This is a genomic window from Clostridium sp. UBA1652, from assembly GCF_002320975.1.
GTDB lineage: Bacteria > Bacillota > Clostridia > Clostridiales > Clostridiaceae > Clostridium_T > Clostridium_T intestinale.
Genome location: NZ_DCLI01000100.1, coordinates 1 through 16,217, shown reverse-complemented (window position 1 = coordinate 16,217; position 16,217 = coordinate 1). Strand labels below are relative to the sequence as shown.

At 29.4% G+C, this 16,217-nt stretch carries 8 protein-coding genes and 2 pseudogenes; 6 read left to right on the top strand and 4 right to left on the bottom strand.

What is annotated here, in order from left to right; genetic code table 11:
• The 3 genes and pseudogenes from B3N22_RS23555 to B3N22_RS23545 all read left to right on the top strand — a co-directional run.
• Nucleotides 1-205: pseudogene (locus B3N22_RS23555) on the top strand (AAA family ATPase); the annotation flags it as partial.
• 31 nt (nucleotides 206-236) lie between these two features.
• Nucleotides 237-506, top strand: a complete 270-nt coding sequence (locus B3N22_RS23550) for a putative Se/S carrier protein (protein WP_286911118.1) — start codon at nucleotides 237-239, stop codon at nucleotides 504-506.
• A 130-nt stretch (nucleotides 507-636) separates the two neighbouring features.
• Nucleotides 637-9,240, top strand: coding sequence for a glycoside hydrolase family 94 protein (locus B3N22_RS23545; RefSeq protein WP_286911117.1), 8,604 nt, complete (start codon nucleotides 637-639; stop codon nucleotides 9,238-9,240).
• Between the two features lie 527 nt (nucleotides 9,241-9,767).
• On the opposite strand, the gene B3N22_RS23540 is transcribed toward B3N22_RS23545, so the two are convergent.
• Both B3N22_RS23540 and B3N22_RS23535 read right to left on the bottom strand, forming a co-directional pair.
• A complete protein-coding gene (locus B3N22_RS23540; RefSeq protein ID WP_286911116.1) occupies nucleotides 9,768-10,154 on the bottom strand; it encodes a hypothetical protein in 387 nt (128 codons plus the stop codon).
• Between the two features lie 242 nt (nucleotides 10,155-10,396).
• Complete coding sequence (locus B3N22_RS23535) at nucleotides 10,397-10,657, bottom strand: IS4/Tn5 family transposase DNA-binding protein (protein WP_286911115.1); 261 nt, start codon at nucleotides 10,655-10,657, stop codon at nucleotides 10,397-10,399.
• A gap of 824 nt (nucleotides 10,658-11,481) precedes the next feature.
• Between B3N22_RS23535 and B3N22_RS23530 the strand changes: the two genes are divergently transcribed.
• Together B3N22_RS23530 and B3N22_RS23525 are read left to right on the top strand one after the other, a co-directional pair.
• Nucleotides 11,482-12,000 carry an RNA polymerase sigma factor gene (locus tag B3N22_RS23530; RefSeq protein WP_286911114.1) on the top strand — a complete coding sequence of 173 codons (519 nt, stop codon included), beginning with the start codon at nucleotides 11,482-11,484 and terminating at the stop codon, nucleotides 11,998-12,000.
• 2 nt (nucleotides 12,001-12,002) lie between these two features.
• Complete coding sequence (locus B3N22_RS23525; protein ID WP_286911113.1) at nucleotides 12,003-12,230, top strand: BhlA/UviB family holin-like peptide; 228 nt, start codon at nucleotides 12,003-12,005, stop codon at nucleotides 12,228-12,230.
• 1,372 nt (nucleotides 12,231-13,602) lie between these two features.
• Here the strand turns inward: B3N22_RS23525 and B3N22_RS23755 are convergent.
• A pseudogene (locus B3N22_RS23755) lies at nucleotides 13,603-13,689 on the bottom strand (hypothetical protein); the annotation flags it as partial.
• A 666-nt stretch (nucleotides 13,690-14,355) separates the two neighbouring features.
• On the bottom strand, nucleotides 14,356-14,697 hold the full coding sequence (locus B3N22_RS23520) for a transposase (protein ID WP_286911112.1): 342 nt from the start codon (nucleotides 14,695-14,697) through the stop codon (nucleotides 14,356-14,358).
• Nucleotides 14,698-15,224: 527 nt separating this feature from the next.
• Between B3N22_RS23520 and B3N22_RS23515 the strand changes: the two genes are divergently transcribed.
• The gene (locus B3N22_RS23515) at nucleotides 15,225-16,037 is read left to right on the top strand and encodes a TPM domain-containing protein (protein ID WP_286911111.1); all 813 of its coding nucleotides are present in this window, start codon (nucleotides 15,225-15,227) and stop codon (nucleotides 16,035-16,037) included.
• The last annotated feature ends 180 nt before the right edge of the window (nucleotides 16,038-16,217 follow it).

Sequence of the window (16,217 nt, the reverse complement as noted above, 5' to 3'; positions counted from 1 at the left end):
GTATTTTTGCACTATTATAGTTGAAATGAAAATATGGAGGGGAGCGGAGTATCATAAACAAGGGTTAAAACAAATTTGTGATTACTTAGACATACATGGATTAGATAAGGGATATCTTCTTATATTTAATTTCAATAAAAGTAAAGAGTATAAAACAAGCACTCTTACTATAGATAAAAAGGAAATTTTTGAGGTTTATGTCTAAAATATTTATAATTTACTAGTAGGTGATTAAGATGAATGAAGAAATTTTTAATTTAATTGCATTTAACTCAACAAGTAACGCCATAAGAGCAGAGAAGGAATTAAAACTAAATGATATAGAGGTTAAAGTTTTACCTGTACCTAGAGAGATAACAGCAAGTTGTGGGTTATCTATAAGAATAAAAACTGAGGATTTAGATAAATCAGTTTCTGTACTAAAAGAAGGGAATATTGATGTTGCTGGATATTACAATGTTAGTAAGATTGGATTGAATAGAAACATAGAAAAAATAGAGCTCTAAGGAAAATCACTATAAGGTAGATAGAAATTATTCTACAGTATAGTGATTTTTTTTGTTATATAGGTTCATATAATTTTTATTTCTTGGGGCATAATAATTTTATTAATCAGAAAAGTGAGGAGAGGATTACATGCTCTATGGATATATAACTATATTAGCAGTAATTGGAGTAGCTATACTTTATATGTTATTAAGAGGCAGAGGAGAAGAAGACCATAATTTAATGGAGGATGTTCCTAGTATAAGTATAAATAAAGAAAGTTTAGAAAAGCATGCTTTTCAGATATCACAATATTTTTCTACCATTACGAGGAAGTCCAATTGTAGAAGAAAATTAATTAAAAGCTTAGACAATAGTTATGGTCAGATAATTAAGACTTATGAATATTTAGATAAGCAGGTTAAACAAAGAAAAGAAATTCTGCCAGCAGCTGAATGGATGATAGATAATTTATATTTAATTGAAAGAGAATATAAGGACATAAAACATAATATGCCAATGTCATATTATAAGGGGCTTCCGGTAATTAAAAAGGGGATAATGAAGGGATATGCTAGGTGTTATCACATAGCAGTAGAACTTATTTCTCATACAGATGGAGCCGTAGATGAAGAGATTATAGAAACCTTTATAAAGGCATATCAAAAAAATTCTGTTCTTACTACAGGAGAGCTTTGGGCTTTACCTATTATGATAAGGATAGCTTTAATTCAAAATATAAGTAAGATAGCAGAAAAAATAATTTATGCACAACAAGAAAAGCAAAAGGCAGAAACTTTAGCTGAGAAAATTATAGAGGCATATAATAATGAAAGACTTGAGGATGAACTTAGAAGGATATCCTTAGAGGAAAATATAGAGTATAGTTCACATTTTGTGGAAAGATTACTTAAGGTTGTTAGAGATAATGGTGTAGATAGAGCACCATTTTATAAGTGGATAGATGATAGACTAATTTTGCAGCAAACTACGGCTGACAAAATGATAATTGTTGAGCATCAAAAGCAAGGAAGTTATCAGATATCAATGGGGAATTCAGTTACTAGTATAAGAGCAGTAGCTGCAATAAATTGGAGAGACATATTTGAAGAAATAAGTATGGTGGAGAAAATATTGCAAAATGATCCAGCTAATATTTATTGTAATATGGATTTTGAATCTAGAGACCACTATAGACATAAGATAGAAAAATTATCAAAAACCATAGATGTAGATGAGGTTGTTATAGCACAAAAAGCTATTGAGTGTGCAAAAAATGCTGATAGTGATGAAGCTTATATAAGACATATAGGTTATTACCTTATAGATGATGGTATAAGTAAATTGAAAAAAGTAGTTGGTGGAAAAAGAAGTATAAAGGATGGTTTTGAAGGTTTTATATTTAAGCATAAAACTGCCCTCTACTTATGTGTTATAGCAGTTGTCACTATTTTATTAAGCTTTATATCTATAGGAATGGTAAAGAATTCTCTAAATCCTATTACTTATGTAGTGGCTTTTTTGGTACTTCTTATACCTTGCAGTGAAATAGTTATTTCTATATTACATTGGAGTATAAATAAATTATTAGATCCTAAATTTATTCCTAAAATGGAGCTATCAAAGGAATTGTCAGAGGATTGCACATCCATGGTTGTGATTCCAACTCTATTAAGTAATAAAGATAGGGTTTTGGAGTTGATAGGAGATTTGGAGGTATATTATCTTGCAAATCAACATAAAAATCTATACTTTGGGCTTTTAGGAGATTTTAAGGACGGTAAAAATAAAGAAGAAAAAGAAGATAAACACATATTAGAAGTAGCTTTAAATGAAGTAAAAAGATTAAATGATAAATATTCAAATAATGGTGAAGATATATTTTATTTCTTTAATAGATATAGACAATATAACGACAAGGAAAATATATGGATTGGATGGGAAAGAAAACGTGGTAAGCTCATGGAGTTTAATGCTCTACTAAGAGGAGCTAAAAACACAAGTTATGATACTATAAGCGGAGATATTACAAAACTTCAAAAGGTTAAGTATGTAATAACCTTAGACGCAGATACTCAATTACCTAGGGAAACTGCAAAAAAACTTATAGGGGCTATGTGTCATGTGCTTAATAAACCTCATGTTGATGAAAAAGATAAAAGGGTTAAAAGAGGATATGGCTTAATGCAGCCTAGAGTAAGTGTTGGTACTATTGCAGCTAACAAAACTGTTTTTTCAAAGATTTTCTCTGGGGAAACAGGGATAGATAAATATACTACTGCTATATCAGATGTATATAATGATTTTTTTGGCGAGGGCATTTTTACAGGCAAAGGAATTTATGATGTAGATATTTTTAACTACATGCTTAAAGATGAGATTCCAGAAAATACAGTGCTTAGTCATGACTTATTAGAAGGTTCTTATGTAAGGACAGCATTAGTTACAGATATAGAACTTATAGATGGGTACCCAGCTTATTATAATTCTAGCTCTATGAGACTTCATAGATGGGTAAGAGGGGATTGGCAGATTATTAAATGGATTACTAAAAAGTCTCCTTTAAATACTGTTTCTAGGTGGAAGATATTTGATAACTTAAGGAGAAGTATTTTAGCACCATCTATTATATTACTGACACTATTATCTTTTGTTATATTTCCTCATAGTGAAGAATGGATTGTAATAGCTTTATTAGCTATTTTATGTCCTATTCTTTTTGATGTGTCAGAGGCAGTAGTTTCACCTATTAAGGGGATAAGTTTATCAGGGAAAATAGGAAATGGGAAAACAGCATTAGAACAAACTTTATTGATTTTTTGCTTTTTACCTTATCAAACTTACTTAATGATGAATGCTATAATAAAAACTTTATATAGAGTTTTTATTAGTAAAAAAAATCTTCTTGAATGGCAAACAGCAGCAGATGTTGAGTCAAAGCTTAAGAGGGGAATGAAGGATTTTATTTCGTTTATGTGGCAAGGGTCTGCTATAGCCCTATTAATTTTGGCAATTTCTTTCTTAAATTCCACAGAAGCGGGGTTATTAATACTTCCTTCATGTATCTTATGGTTTTTAAGCCCAGTAGTTGCCTATTATATTAGTAGTGATATACCTTTAACTCGTTTAGATATAAATAAGGAAGATACTCATTTATTAAGAATTTTAAGTAGAAAGACTTGGGCATATTTTGAGGATTTTGTTAATAAGGAAAACAACTGGTTAGCACCTGATAATTATCAGGCTGATCCTCCAAATGGAGTAGCTACAAGAACTTCGCCTACTAACATGGGAATGGGAATTACATCTAATTTAGCGGCCTATGACTTAGGATATATAGGGGTAGTAGAAACTGTAGATAGATTAGAAAAAATACTAACCAGCATGGATGGGCTTATAAAATATAAAGGACACTTTTATAATTGGTATGACACTGTAAGTAAAGAACCTTTATATCCAAGGTATGTTTCTACAGTTGATAGTGGAAATCTAGTAGGATATTTATGGGTGGCTGAGGAAGCCCTTGAAGAATATAAAAATGATATTATAGTTAATAAAAAGAAGATAGATGGATTATGCGATGTTTTAGAGTTATGCAACGAAGAAATAGAGTTAACCTCAGGAATAAAAGAAATCTACTCACCTATAATAAGTGATATTAGAGAAGTAGATTTAGATATTATAAATTGGAGAAATCTTTTAACTAATATAAGAAATAAAGCCTTAGAAGTAGAAAAAATTGATGGCTGTAGAAACTTGTATTGGAACAATAAGTTAAAAAGTTCTGTAAATAAGTATTTAGGAGAAGTACAAAGGATATTCCCTTGGGTAGATATATTTATACAAAACATATCTTCAATAGATATGAAAGAAGAGGAGCTTAAAAAGATTCCTTCTAATACTAAATTATCAGAATTAAATAATAAAATAGATGAAGTTATTTCAGATACCCATATAAATGAAGTTTGGTGGGAAGAGTTTAAACTTCTATTTAATAACGGAAAAGAAGAAGTAAATAAAATAATTAATAAAATCAATAGAGTAAAAGATAATTTACACAGTATAGCAGAAAATACTGATTTCTCAATTTTATATAATAAAAGCAGAAATCTCTTTGCTATAGGATATGACATAGAGAGAGATGAGCTTGGAAATTCTTATTATGACTTACTTGCATCAGAATCAAGGCAAGCAAGTTTTATAGCAGTAGCCAAAGGTGATGTGGAGCAAAGACACTGGTTTAGTTTAGGAAGAGCAATGACTCTTATGGATAGTGGAAAAGGTCTTGTATCTTGGTCTGGAACTATGTTTGAATACTACATGCCCCTACTTATTATGAGAAACTATCCAGATACTCTGTTAAATGAGACTTATAGAGAAGTAATAGGTGTTCAGCAGCGTTACGGAAGGAAAAGAGGGGTGCCTTGGGGAATATCAGAGTCAGCATTTTATACATTTGATATCTCAAAAAATTATCAATATAAAGCTTTTGGAGTTCCAAGTATAGGCCTAAAAAGAGGGTTAGCAAACGAGTTAGTAGTATCTCCATATTCTACAGTAATGGGGCTTCAAATAGATTTTAAAGGTTCTTTAGAGAATATAAAAAGTCTAAAAAATGAAGGGCTAGATGGGAAATATGGTTTATATGAAGCTATTGATTATACAAAGGATAGATTATCTAAAGATGTAAATAAGGCCATAGTTAAATGTTTTATGGTTCATCATCAAGGTATGAGCTTAATGGCTTTAACAAATGTATTAAATCATAATATTTTTCAAGATAGATTCCACAGAATACCTAGAGTTAAAGCTACTGAACTACTACTTCAAGAGAAGGTATCTAAGAGGGTTGTATATGATAGACCACAAAAATTTGAACCAATAGAATTAAACTTAGAAAAACAAGATATCGTAGTAAGAACCTTTAATACTGCTAAGAGTAAATATCCAGAGGGTCATCTTTTGTCTAATGGTAATTACTCAACCATGATAACTAATAGTGGAAGTGGATACGGTAAACTAAAGGATATGACTGTTTACAGATGGAGAGAAGATCTGACTTTAGATAATACAGGAATGTTTTTTTATATAAAGAATTTAAATTCTAATGAGTATTGGAGCGCAGCTTATTCACCATGTGGCAATGAAGGAGAAGAGTATGAGGTTATATTCTCTCTAGATAAAGCTGAGTTTAGGAGAAAAGATGGCAATCTTACAACTTATTATGAAATAACTGTGTCTCAAGAGGACAATGCAGAAGTAAGGAGAATATCCATAACTAATCACAGTGAACATAGTAGAACTGTAGAGGTAACAAGTTATGCTGAAGCTACTCTTGCACCTTATAATGCAGATATAGTTCATCCAACCTTTAGTAACTTATTTATAAGAACTGAATATGTTGAAAGTCCTTCTTGTGTAATAGCTAATAGAAGACCAAGAGCTAAAGGGCAGAAAAAACCTCATGTTATGCAAACTATAGCAGTTCAAGGAGAAGCTATAGGAACCATACAATATGAAACTAGCAGAGCTAATTTTTTAGGTAGAGGAAGAGCGGTATCAAATCCTATAGTTATGGATGATGAAACACCACTTAAAAATACAGTAGGTGCAGTACTAGATCCTATAATAAGTATGAGAAGAAGATTAAAAATAAGACCAGGTGAAACAGTAAAGATAGCTTATACAACAGCAGTTGGGGATTCTAGAGAAGAAGTTATAGAATTAGCTAAAAAATACTCAGAAATGAGAAATGTTGAAAAGGTATTTGAAGCTTCTTGGACTCAGACTCAAATGGAAATGAAATATTTAGGAATAAAGTCTACACAAGCAAATATATATCAGCTTATGGCTTCAAAGATATTATTCTTAAATAACTCTCTACGAGAAAGAGAAGATTATATTAAAAGGATTAAGAAGGCTCAATCATCCTTATGGCCTTATGGTATATCAGGAGACGTACCTATACTTTTAATAATAATAAGGGATGAGAAGGATTTGTATTTAATAAAGCAAGGACTTCAAGCTCATGAATATTGGGATAGAAAAGGTCTTAAAGTAGATTTTGTAGTATTAAATCTACAAAATACTCTATATATTCAACCCCTACAAGAAGCTATAAAGGATATTGTAAATTCAAGCTATGCAAGGGATAGACAAAATATTCAAGGAGGAGTGTTCCTACATAGCAAAGGAAGTATGGCTCAGGATGACATAGAATTTTTAATATCCATAGCTAGATTTGTTATTGATGGAGACAAGGGAAGTTTAATAGAACAAATAGAACTAGTAAGTGAAGAGGAAGAAGATATAGAATATTTATCTGTAAAAGAAAAAGACTATGGAAATATTCCCTATTCATACCCAAGCAAAAATCTAGATTACTATAATGGAGTAGGTGGATTCGACACAGAAAATGATGAATATGTAATAATACTTAAGGACAATAAGACCACTCCTGCACCTTGGATTAATGTAGTATCTAATGGAGACTTTGGGTTCCATATATCAGAAAGTGGAAGCAGCTATACCTGGTATAAAAATAGTAGAGAAAATAAGATAAGTACTTGGTCAAACGATCCTATAACAGACCCATTAACTGAAGGCTTATATGTAAGAGATGAGATTACAGGAAAGGTATGGGGAATATCCGCAAGACCACTTAGAGATAAGGGAGAATATATAGCTGAACATGGTTTTGGATATTCTAGGTTTAAACATTTCTCACAAGGAATATTAGGAGAAATGACTACTTTCTGTCCTATGGATGAAAGTGTAAGAGTGGGGATAGTAAAGTTAAAAAATCATACTAATGAAGAGAGAAAATTATCATTAACCTATTATTCAGAACTTTCATTAGGAGTAGTACCTCAGCAGACTGTTCAATATATATCAAGCTATTTAGAGGAAGACTTTATATATGCTCAAAACCCTTATAGTGAGCACTTTGGAAGGGCATTTGCATATCTTACTATATTAGGTGGAGAAGATAGAAGCTTTACTGGAAATAGAAGCGAATTTTTAGGAAGAGGCGGAAATGTTGAGGAACCTGAAGTTCTAAAGAAAGTTAGGTTATCAAATGTTACTGGAGCTGGATACGACCCTTGTTTAGCATGTAATACTAAGATTTCATTAAAACCAGATGAAGAAATCGAATTAGTAGTATTATTTGGTCAAAAAGAAGGAATAGAAAATATAAAAGCTGTAATTAATAGATTTAAAGATATTAGTTATGCTGATAACTCGTTAGTAGAGGTTAAGAATTTCTGGAGGGATTTACTTCATAGAGTTCAAGTTAAAACGCCAGATAAAACCATGGATATTATGCTTAACGGATGGCTTATGTACCAAACTCTCGCTTGTAGGTATTGGGCTAGAACTGCATTTTATCAATCTGGTGGAGCTATGGGCTTTAGAGATCAGCTTCAAGATGTTATGTCCATAGGATTTCTAGATTCAAGCTTTACCAAGGAGCAAATAATACGAAGTGCAACAAGACAATTTGTAGAAGGTGATGTTCAGCATTGGTGGCATCCGGTTGTTAATAGTGGTATAAGAACAAGATTTTCTGATGACTTGTTATGGCTTCCTTATGTAACTATAGATTACATAAAAAACACTGGAGATTACAGTATATTAGATGAAGAAGCAGTATATCTTGAAGATGAACCACTAAGAGAAGGGGAAGATGAAAGATATAAGGTTACTCCAGAATCAGATAAAAAAGGAAGCATATATGAACACTGTATAAGAGCTATAGAGATTTCTTTAAGATTTGGAGAACACAACATTCCACTTATGGGAAGTGGAGACTGGAATGATGGTATGAGTACTGTAGGTAATGAAGGAAAAGGAGAAAGCGTATGGCTTGGATGGTTCCTATACAGCATATTAGATAACTTTAAAGAAATTTGTAAACATAGAAATGATGAAGAAAAGTTTACACGTTATGAGGAAATGAGAGATTTTATAGGAGAAAATCTAGAGAAAAATGCTTGGGATGGAGGCTGGTATAGAAGAGCCTACTTTGATGATGGAACTCCACTTGGTTCCATAGAAAATGATGAATGTCAGATAGATTCTTTATCTCAATCTTGGTCAGTTATATCTGGAGCAGGAAGAAAAGAGCGTGTAGAAGAGGCAATGCGAGCTTTAGAAAAGTACTTAATTAAAGAAGATAAAGGAATAGTACTTCTACTTACACCTCCTTTTAATAATTCTAAGTTAGAACCAGGATATATAAAAGGCTATATTGCTGGAGTTAGAGAAAATGGAGGTCAATATACCCATGCTGCTACTTGGGTAATATTAGCTATGGCGAAGTTAGGGTATGGATATAAGGCATGGAAAACATTCCATATGATAAATCCTATAAACCATTCAAAATCTCATCTAGAATGTGAAAGATATAAAGTAGAACCTTACGTAATGACCGCCGATGTATATGGCGCAGAAGGTCATGAAGGAAGAGGTGGTTGGAGCTGGTATACTGGAACTTCTGGATGGATGTTTAGAGTAGGTATTGAAGGAATCCTTGGGCTTAAGCTAAAAGGCGATAAGGGATTCACTATAGAACCAGCTGTTCCAGATGAATGGAATGAATATGAAATTAACTACAGAAAAGATAAATGCTCTTATAACATTAAGGTTGTTAGAGGAGAAAAGAAAGAAATTTATCTTGATGGTAAGCTACTAGAGGATAATCTAGTTCCATATTTAGAAGATGGAGAACATATAGTTAAAGTGATTATCTGATTAAGAGAGACTATTGTAATTAGTTATTGCAATGGTCTCTCTTTGCTTTGAAAATCCCTGCTCCCTATGCATTGCATACGTCAATGGTAATTATGTGGAAGTTGAGTTATTAAGACTCCTTGACATATATCATAGAGATGCATTAAAGCTCGCCAAATGACCTTAAGGCTCGGATATCAATTATTTTTTCTTCCAAGGAATCCTCCTAATTTGGTCAGCATTAACACAGTATCGTTTAAATAAGCAGGATTATTAGGTAAATTTGTTGTTTTATTAACTACACGAAATAGTGTTTGCAATTCGTATTTTTGTAAAATTATCTCTGACGATTGCTGTGCATTTTGTTCTGATTCAAGTTTTACCCAAAGTAATCTCCATGATATAACAGAATACAAGGTTATAGCTTTTTTAAACTATCAACACTTTCAAGCTGCAGATCTTCAACTTTACAAGCACTTTTTAAGATGTAGTGATATATTTTTATTTTCCAACGTTGTTTATATCAATGAATTTTTTCTATAGACTGCTCAAGATACTCTACAGGCAAAGTGGTTATAAGTAACCGCTACTTCCTTTTTAGGGTTTATTTCTTCTGTAAATATAAAATATAATTTTAAATTTGACAAGGATTCTTTTTTCTTGCGTTTTTGAGGTACGCTTATACAAATGGGGCTGTATCTTATAGATAAGGTTGCTGCTCTAGGTGATAAATTATTCTTAGTATCTTTAGGAATATCAACTATAAGATTGCCTATTACAGAGTTCTTTTCAATACTTTCCATTAATACACTACCATCATTAAGATAACGTTTCTTTTGAGTAACGCTTACAAGTAAATGGGTATTTTTAGATATGGTCTCATTAAAAAAGTCATAAAAACCTGCTTCGCGATCGCATACTGTGAAAGTTTTCACATAACTAGGAATATCTTTTAAACTGAAATTTAAAGCATCTATTCATTTTGACTTTCTTTACTAGATGTAGTGAGTAAGCTTGCCAAGAGTTTCAAAATTTCGTGTCCAAGTATAACTTGATAAAATCCCTAGAGGAATACCTCTTGTACTTATTGAAATAGATGTATGCAAAAGTAAGCCAAGATCATTCACTGTATTTGAATATGAGCCTAATCCTTTAGTTGCTGGATGTGAAGCGTAATTTAAACTATAGTATCTTGTATTATTAAAACAGCATCATGCTGTTTTATTCTTTCAATAGTTTGTTTTCTATGGTTCATAATTAGAGCCTCCGGTTTTACTTGAGTATTACTAAAAAATCTATATGTTGCCTGGGTAGCTGCATATGATTGGCATGCTTGAGGTATAGAATTTTCAGGGCTTTTATAAAAGAGTTCAACTGTATTAAGTAATCTTTTATTAAGTCTTTCATCACCAAAAGGTGCATCTCTAAATTCATTCATTATCATAAATCACCCATCTTAAATGCATACTAATATATTTAGTTATAGAATTTCAAAGATATATTCTGTATAAATGTTAGTATTCCAATTAATTACCAAACTTATTTGCAATGCATAGGGTTAAAACAAGGAGTAGAAAAACGTATACTTATGGAAAATATAGCAAAAACTCCTTTTGATGTAAAATAAAAATGTGGGCTGACAACTGCAATAAAAACATCAAAAGGAGGTCATTTAATGAAAATGAGTGGTATAAAAAATAAAGATGGTATATATGTTTAATTATATCTTATTATAGGGTTAAAAACATTAGAAAAAATGATAGTTTTATCTGCTCCTCTCTTAAGAAATTAATAGCAATGGCTATTAGGATAATAATATCTCAGTCAGTAATTTTATCTAAAATATTAAAAGATTTTTAAGTAATAAAGATATTAATCCAGAAAAACTCTATGAGTTTTGTGTATAAATTATTAAAAATTATAAACTTAAATGTAAATCAATCTATATAATATTTGATCATACAATAATAAATAATAGAATGAAATTATTTTGTTCTGCTACAGAAATATCTATTATAGAAGTGGATCCAGTAGATTGGATACCACTAAAATAGAGCATCCTTATGGAGAAAAAGCACCTTTGGTGCATGAACTTAGTTTTTATTTTTACTCGAGACTATTACGTATCTTTTTAGTAAAACTTAGGTTAAAAATGAAAAAATCAGATAATGCTAAGACAGTATATATTAGATTATATATTTTCACAAGGTTTACATAATAAGTAAGATCCTCGTTTTATTTTTATAGAAGGGGGATTAAAATATGGATTTAAGAAACAAATTTAAAAATGTACAAAGAGGGAATAAAGATGATTTGCTGGAAATAATATTTTATTTTGAAAATATTATTTCTAACTTAAGTAAAAAGTTACTATATCCTGAGGCTAAAACAGACTTAATAATTCATCTTATTGAATTAAGCATTAAGATTAATTTAGAAAAGTACAAAGATAGTCAGTCAATTAAAGCCTTTTTAATAAAAGCATTAAAAAATAAACAAATAGATTTATTTAGAAAAAATATTGTTAATCACCGTGAGAATATTGAATTAAATTTAGATATTTTTATTAATGACGAGAGTTCAACTTTTGAATCGGATTATGGTGCAAAAGATTTAATAGATAAGTTATCTCCGACTCAGCAGTTAATCGTTTCAAAGTCAATATTTGATGATTTATCTGATTCAGAAATAGCAAAAGATTTAGGAATTTCTAGACAATCAGTATTTAAAACAAAGAAAACAGCGTTAAAAAATTTGAAACTTTATGTACAAGGAGATTAAATATGGAAAGTGAATTAATAAAAATGGCATTATCCCAAGGGATTTGGTCAGTATTAAGTATTTTTTTAATATTTTACATACTAAAGAAGCAGGATGAAAGAGATTTAAAACAAGCCGAAAGAGAAGAAAAATATCAGTCAATTATAGATAACTTGTCAACAAAATTATCTGTAATTGACACTATTAAGACTAATATTGATGAAATCAAAGATTTAATAGAGGTTCAGTAAATTAATATTTAAGTAACGTCAAAGTTTTGTACGCTTAATAATTTTTAAAATAATATTAAAATATCCCAGTAAGGCAATTTACTAGGTTTTCCTGGGTATATTTTACTTATTATCTTTATTTTTAAGCACTTAAGGAATTTTATTGAACCAAGATAATCCATATAGGCATATATATTTAATTATAATAATAATTTTCATCATTTAAATATGATTGTTTAAGCTCTTTTTCAAGTTTATAAATTTGATAACAATAATTAAATATTAATATTGCGTTAGAACTGTTTAAGGCTCATTATCTAAATCAACTATTATATTATGAAAATCCCTTTTCTATATTAGCTAAACAATACAGCCTAGTAAATCTACTAGCGGGGTTATAACTAGTATAACCATCCGTTTAAAAAAACATTTGAAATCCCTAGAAAACTTTTAGGATAAGAGCTAGACATAGTACTTTGTGAGTAAATAAAATTATGCACTTAAATTAGTTCTGATCATATATAACCAGATGTATTTTTCGACTGAGATTTTATACCTTTATAATTAATTACCTTTTAGGGTAGTTTCATCATCTAGAAAATAATTCCTATTAAGCAATTATTTTTTCATATATTATATTGATATTTAAGTACAACAATATGGACAATTAATTCATTAGAAACCATACTATTATGAAAGATAGTTTGAGGCGCTATAGTTGGAATTGTATTGTTTTATTCTCGTTATTTTACACACGATTTATTGCTACGCTTGTAAATCATGTGATATTCAAGTATAAATTTAGCTTAAGTAATTTAATCACTTCTTTTTTTATATTTTATACCTATTTGAATTAAATCCCCTCCACATTCTTTTTAGATGGATTATAATTTATAGTAACTTTCTCTAACTCTGTTAAATTATCTTTCAATCATATATATGTAGTTTTTTTAATTGTTTTATATGTAATCTCTCCATTTTTGAATTACTAAATCTCTCAGCTTCATTAAAAAGAGAAAATTGATTTACATCAACTTGTTGACTAGATACACCAAATATCTTGATATTTCTATTAAATATAGAGCCTTTTAAAAAATGTATTTCATTTTTAAATTTTTTATTTTTTAACTTGAACAATTAATGGTTTTGTTCATCATCAAATTCATTTATCAAAATTTGGTTATTTATAATTACATATTTAATGCATTAATTATATAACTAGAACACTTAAATACAATGGAGTTTAAAGTATTTTGATAATATTATTTTAATAATAATTACTTTGTTTTGTAGGAGTAAAGTTGGATTTTGTTCTTACTTCACATGCTTTTAAAAGCCAACGTAATACATCTATATTTACTTTTAATGTAATAGACCATTTAAAGTAATTTGCTTATAATTGGTGATAATAAAGACAAAGACTCTTGTCAAAGTGAAGAATTTTCAACTTATTCATTTGTTTATTACAAAATAAGAATAATGCTTTATCAACAAGGGGTTAGATTAAATTGATTTTAACTATAATAACTAATCCATAAATGTTTTTTCTTAAATCCCTATAGCTGAAGTCAAGACATACCTTTTATGACTTATTTATATCTAGCATTGATTAGCTAAATACTTAATTATTGATAATATTATAGTAGTTTCACTAGACGGAATAGAAATAGTAGCATTGCCTATATCTATTCTTATTTTTTCTAGTGATTGTTGATTATTTTATGAGATAAATTTCACACTTTTTAATTTATTTTCAAGAAAAATCATAGTTTAAGAGTTAAATTTTTCTAGTATACTTTTATAATAATAAAATTGACTTTTATTAAGCTTATTTTCTATACAAAAATTATTTAAATCTACTGAGCCCTTATAAGAATCAAATTTATTCATATATTCTTCCCAAGTGGCGCTATCTAATTTTATATACATATATGTCCTACAATTAATAATTTTTTATACTACCTCTACCAATTGTAAATCTTGCTATCTACATAAGTAAATTTTGAATTTTACTATCTTTGTAAGTTTTTAATAATGTTAAGATTTTGGAGTACATTTATTTATTAATTGCTACTTCTAGGTATCTGAAGTACTCTACACATAGTTTTTACAGGATATTTGTGTTTATTATGATCAATATACCTAATTACAGATTTTGTTCCCTTGAGAATATGTCGATAGCTTTTTTGGCTAAAGCTCGCCCTTGGTGTAGTATTTCGTTCTCCAATGCAATTCGTTCATTTTCTTTTTTTAATCTTAGTATTTCATCCTTATCTTCTTTGGATGTTTCTTTATGTTGCTTTATTACTTTTATTACAGGCTTTGAAGAGATTTTTTGCTTTGGATTAATTTTGTTAACCCAGTTATTAACTGATGTATAAGTTACGCCATATTCTTCACATATTTCTTTAATTGGTTTTCCAGTTTCGTAAACCTCAACAATCATTTTCTTAAAATCATCGGTATATCTTTTGGATGTTTCTCTCATGTGAACACACTCCTAATTTAATAATTATAGTTTAATATTTTTAATTATTTTGTGTCCACAATTTTATACTAGCACTAGTTTCAATATGTTAAATTATAATCCACTTACTAATATCTATTATTTGATTCTAAAGTCCTTAAAAATTATAATTTTACTCTTATAAAACAAACAAGTATTCAAGATTATTTTAATATATAATTGGTTAAATATGTTATAATAAATGAAAGGATATAAATGATAATTTAAGAATACAGGCTTGTTCTAACATGAGGCTATTATTTTAAAATGTTGATTTATTCCAATATGATTATTAAACGAAGTGTAACATTTATATTAATCGGCATATGTAGGGGTCTGTTTTTGGGAGTAGACTCATTTAATATGAATATGTAAAAGTCTATAAATTGATATATGTAGAGGTTCACTGTAGATGGTTAATGTATCTGCTTTGGAATTTTATTACATTTATACTTTTGAGTTTTTCTATGTTGTTTTTATATTACAATGTACACGAAAAGGAGGTCAAAATGAGAATATACATTAAAAAAATTGTATTATTATCCATTTTCATAATATCATATTTGCTATTAATAGGATATTCTAGCACAGCTACTGAACTTCCGCAAAAACCTAATTCAGAAATATGTTTTCAAGATTACGCTAAGATGTTTTCTGGTGATACTAAAAATTATATTCTGAACGCCTCAGAAGATGTAAAAAATAAAACTACCGCTGAAGTTACAGTGGTAACAATAAATTCACTAGATGGTGACTCTATTGAAAACTACGCACATACTCTTTTTAGATTCTGGAGTATAGGAAATAGAGAAAAAAATAATGGTGTTCTAATTCTTATATCTAAAGAAGATAGAAAATTTAGAGTAGAGGTAGGTTATGGCTTAGAGGGAGCTATTCCTGATGGAAAAACTGGAACATATTTACGAGAATTAACTACTTATTTTAAGTCTGAAAAATACGATGAAGGCATAATAACTCTATACAATAGAATTATTGGAGATATTGGACAAGAATATAATGTTAACCTTAGCGATTATACCCCAAATATATCATCATCTCCTAAATTAAAAGGTGTTTCGATTCAAAGAGAAACAATAATAAGTATACTAGTCTTCGTACTATTAGTTGGATCATCTTTTATTGGAAGAGGAGGTCTAGGAGATGGGAGAAGATTCAGAAAACTTGATAATGATGAATACTTTGGCTGCGGTTTTTATGAGAGTGGCTTAGATGGAGATTCAGATGATAATTTTGGAGGAGATTCAAATAGTGGTTTTGGAGGTGGAGATTCTGGCGGTGGAGGTGCTTCGGGTGGTTGGTAATTTATATTATTTAATGGGAAAAAGATTTAGTTAAGAATGCATTGAAATATTAGTGATGTTATTTTATTTAAATCTAAGTTTACAATTTCATATAATCAAACGTTTCTATATTATGAGTTAATTAATTCAAAATATATAGAAAAGGAATGATTTAAATGGCAACTTATTCAAGATTATTAA

What these genes read in the sequence shown, in the direction of transcription:
- B3N22_RS23550 (WP_286911118.1), top strand. Translation starts at nt 237, where the DNA reads ATGAATGAAGAAATTTTTAATTTAATTGCATTTAACTCAACAAGTAAC.
- B3N22_RS23545 (WP_286911117.1), top strand. Translation starts at nt 637, where the DNA reads ATGCTCTATGGATATATAACTATATTAGCAGTAATTGGAGTAGCTATA.
- B3N22_RS23535 (WP_286911115.1), bottom strand. Translation starts at nt 10,657, where the DNA reads ATGAATGAATTTAGAGATGCACCTTTTGGTGATGAAAGACTTAATAAA.
- B3N22_RS23530 (WP_286911114.1), top strand. Translation starts at nt 11,482, where the DNA reads ATGGATTTAAGAAACAAATTTAAAAATGTACAAAGAGGGAATAAAGAT.
- B3N22_RS23525 (WP_286911113.1), top strand. Translation starts at nt 12,003, where the DNA reads ATGGAAAGTGAATTAATAAAAATGGCATTATCCCAAGGGATTTGGTCA.
- B3N22_RS23520 (WP_286911112.1), bottom strand. Translation starts at nt 14,697, where the DNA reads ATGAGAGAAACATCCAAAAGATATACCGATGATTTTAAGAAAATGATT.
- B3N22_RS23515 (WP_286911111.1), top strand. Translation starts at nt 15,225, where the DNA reads ATGAGAATATACATTAAAAAAATTGTATTATTATCCATTTTCATAATA.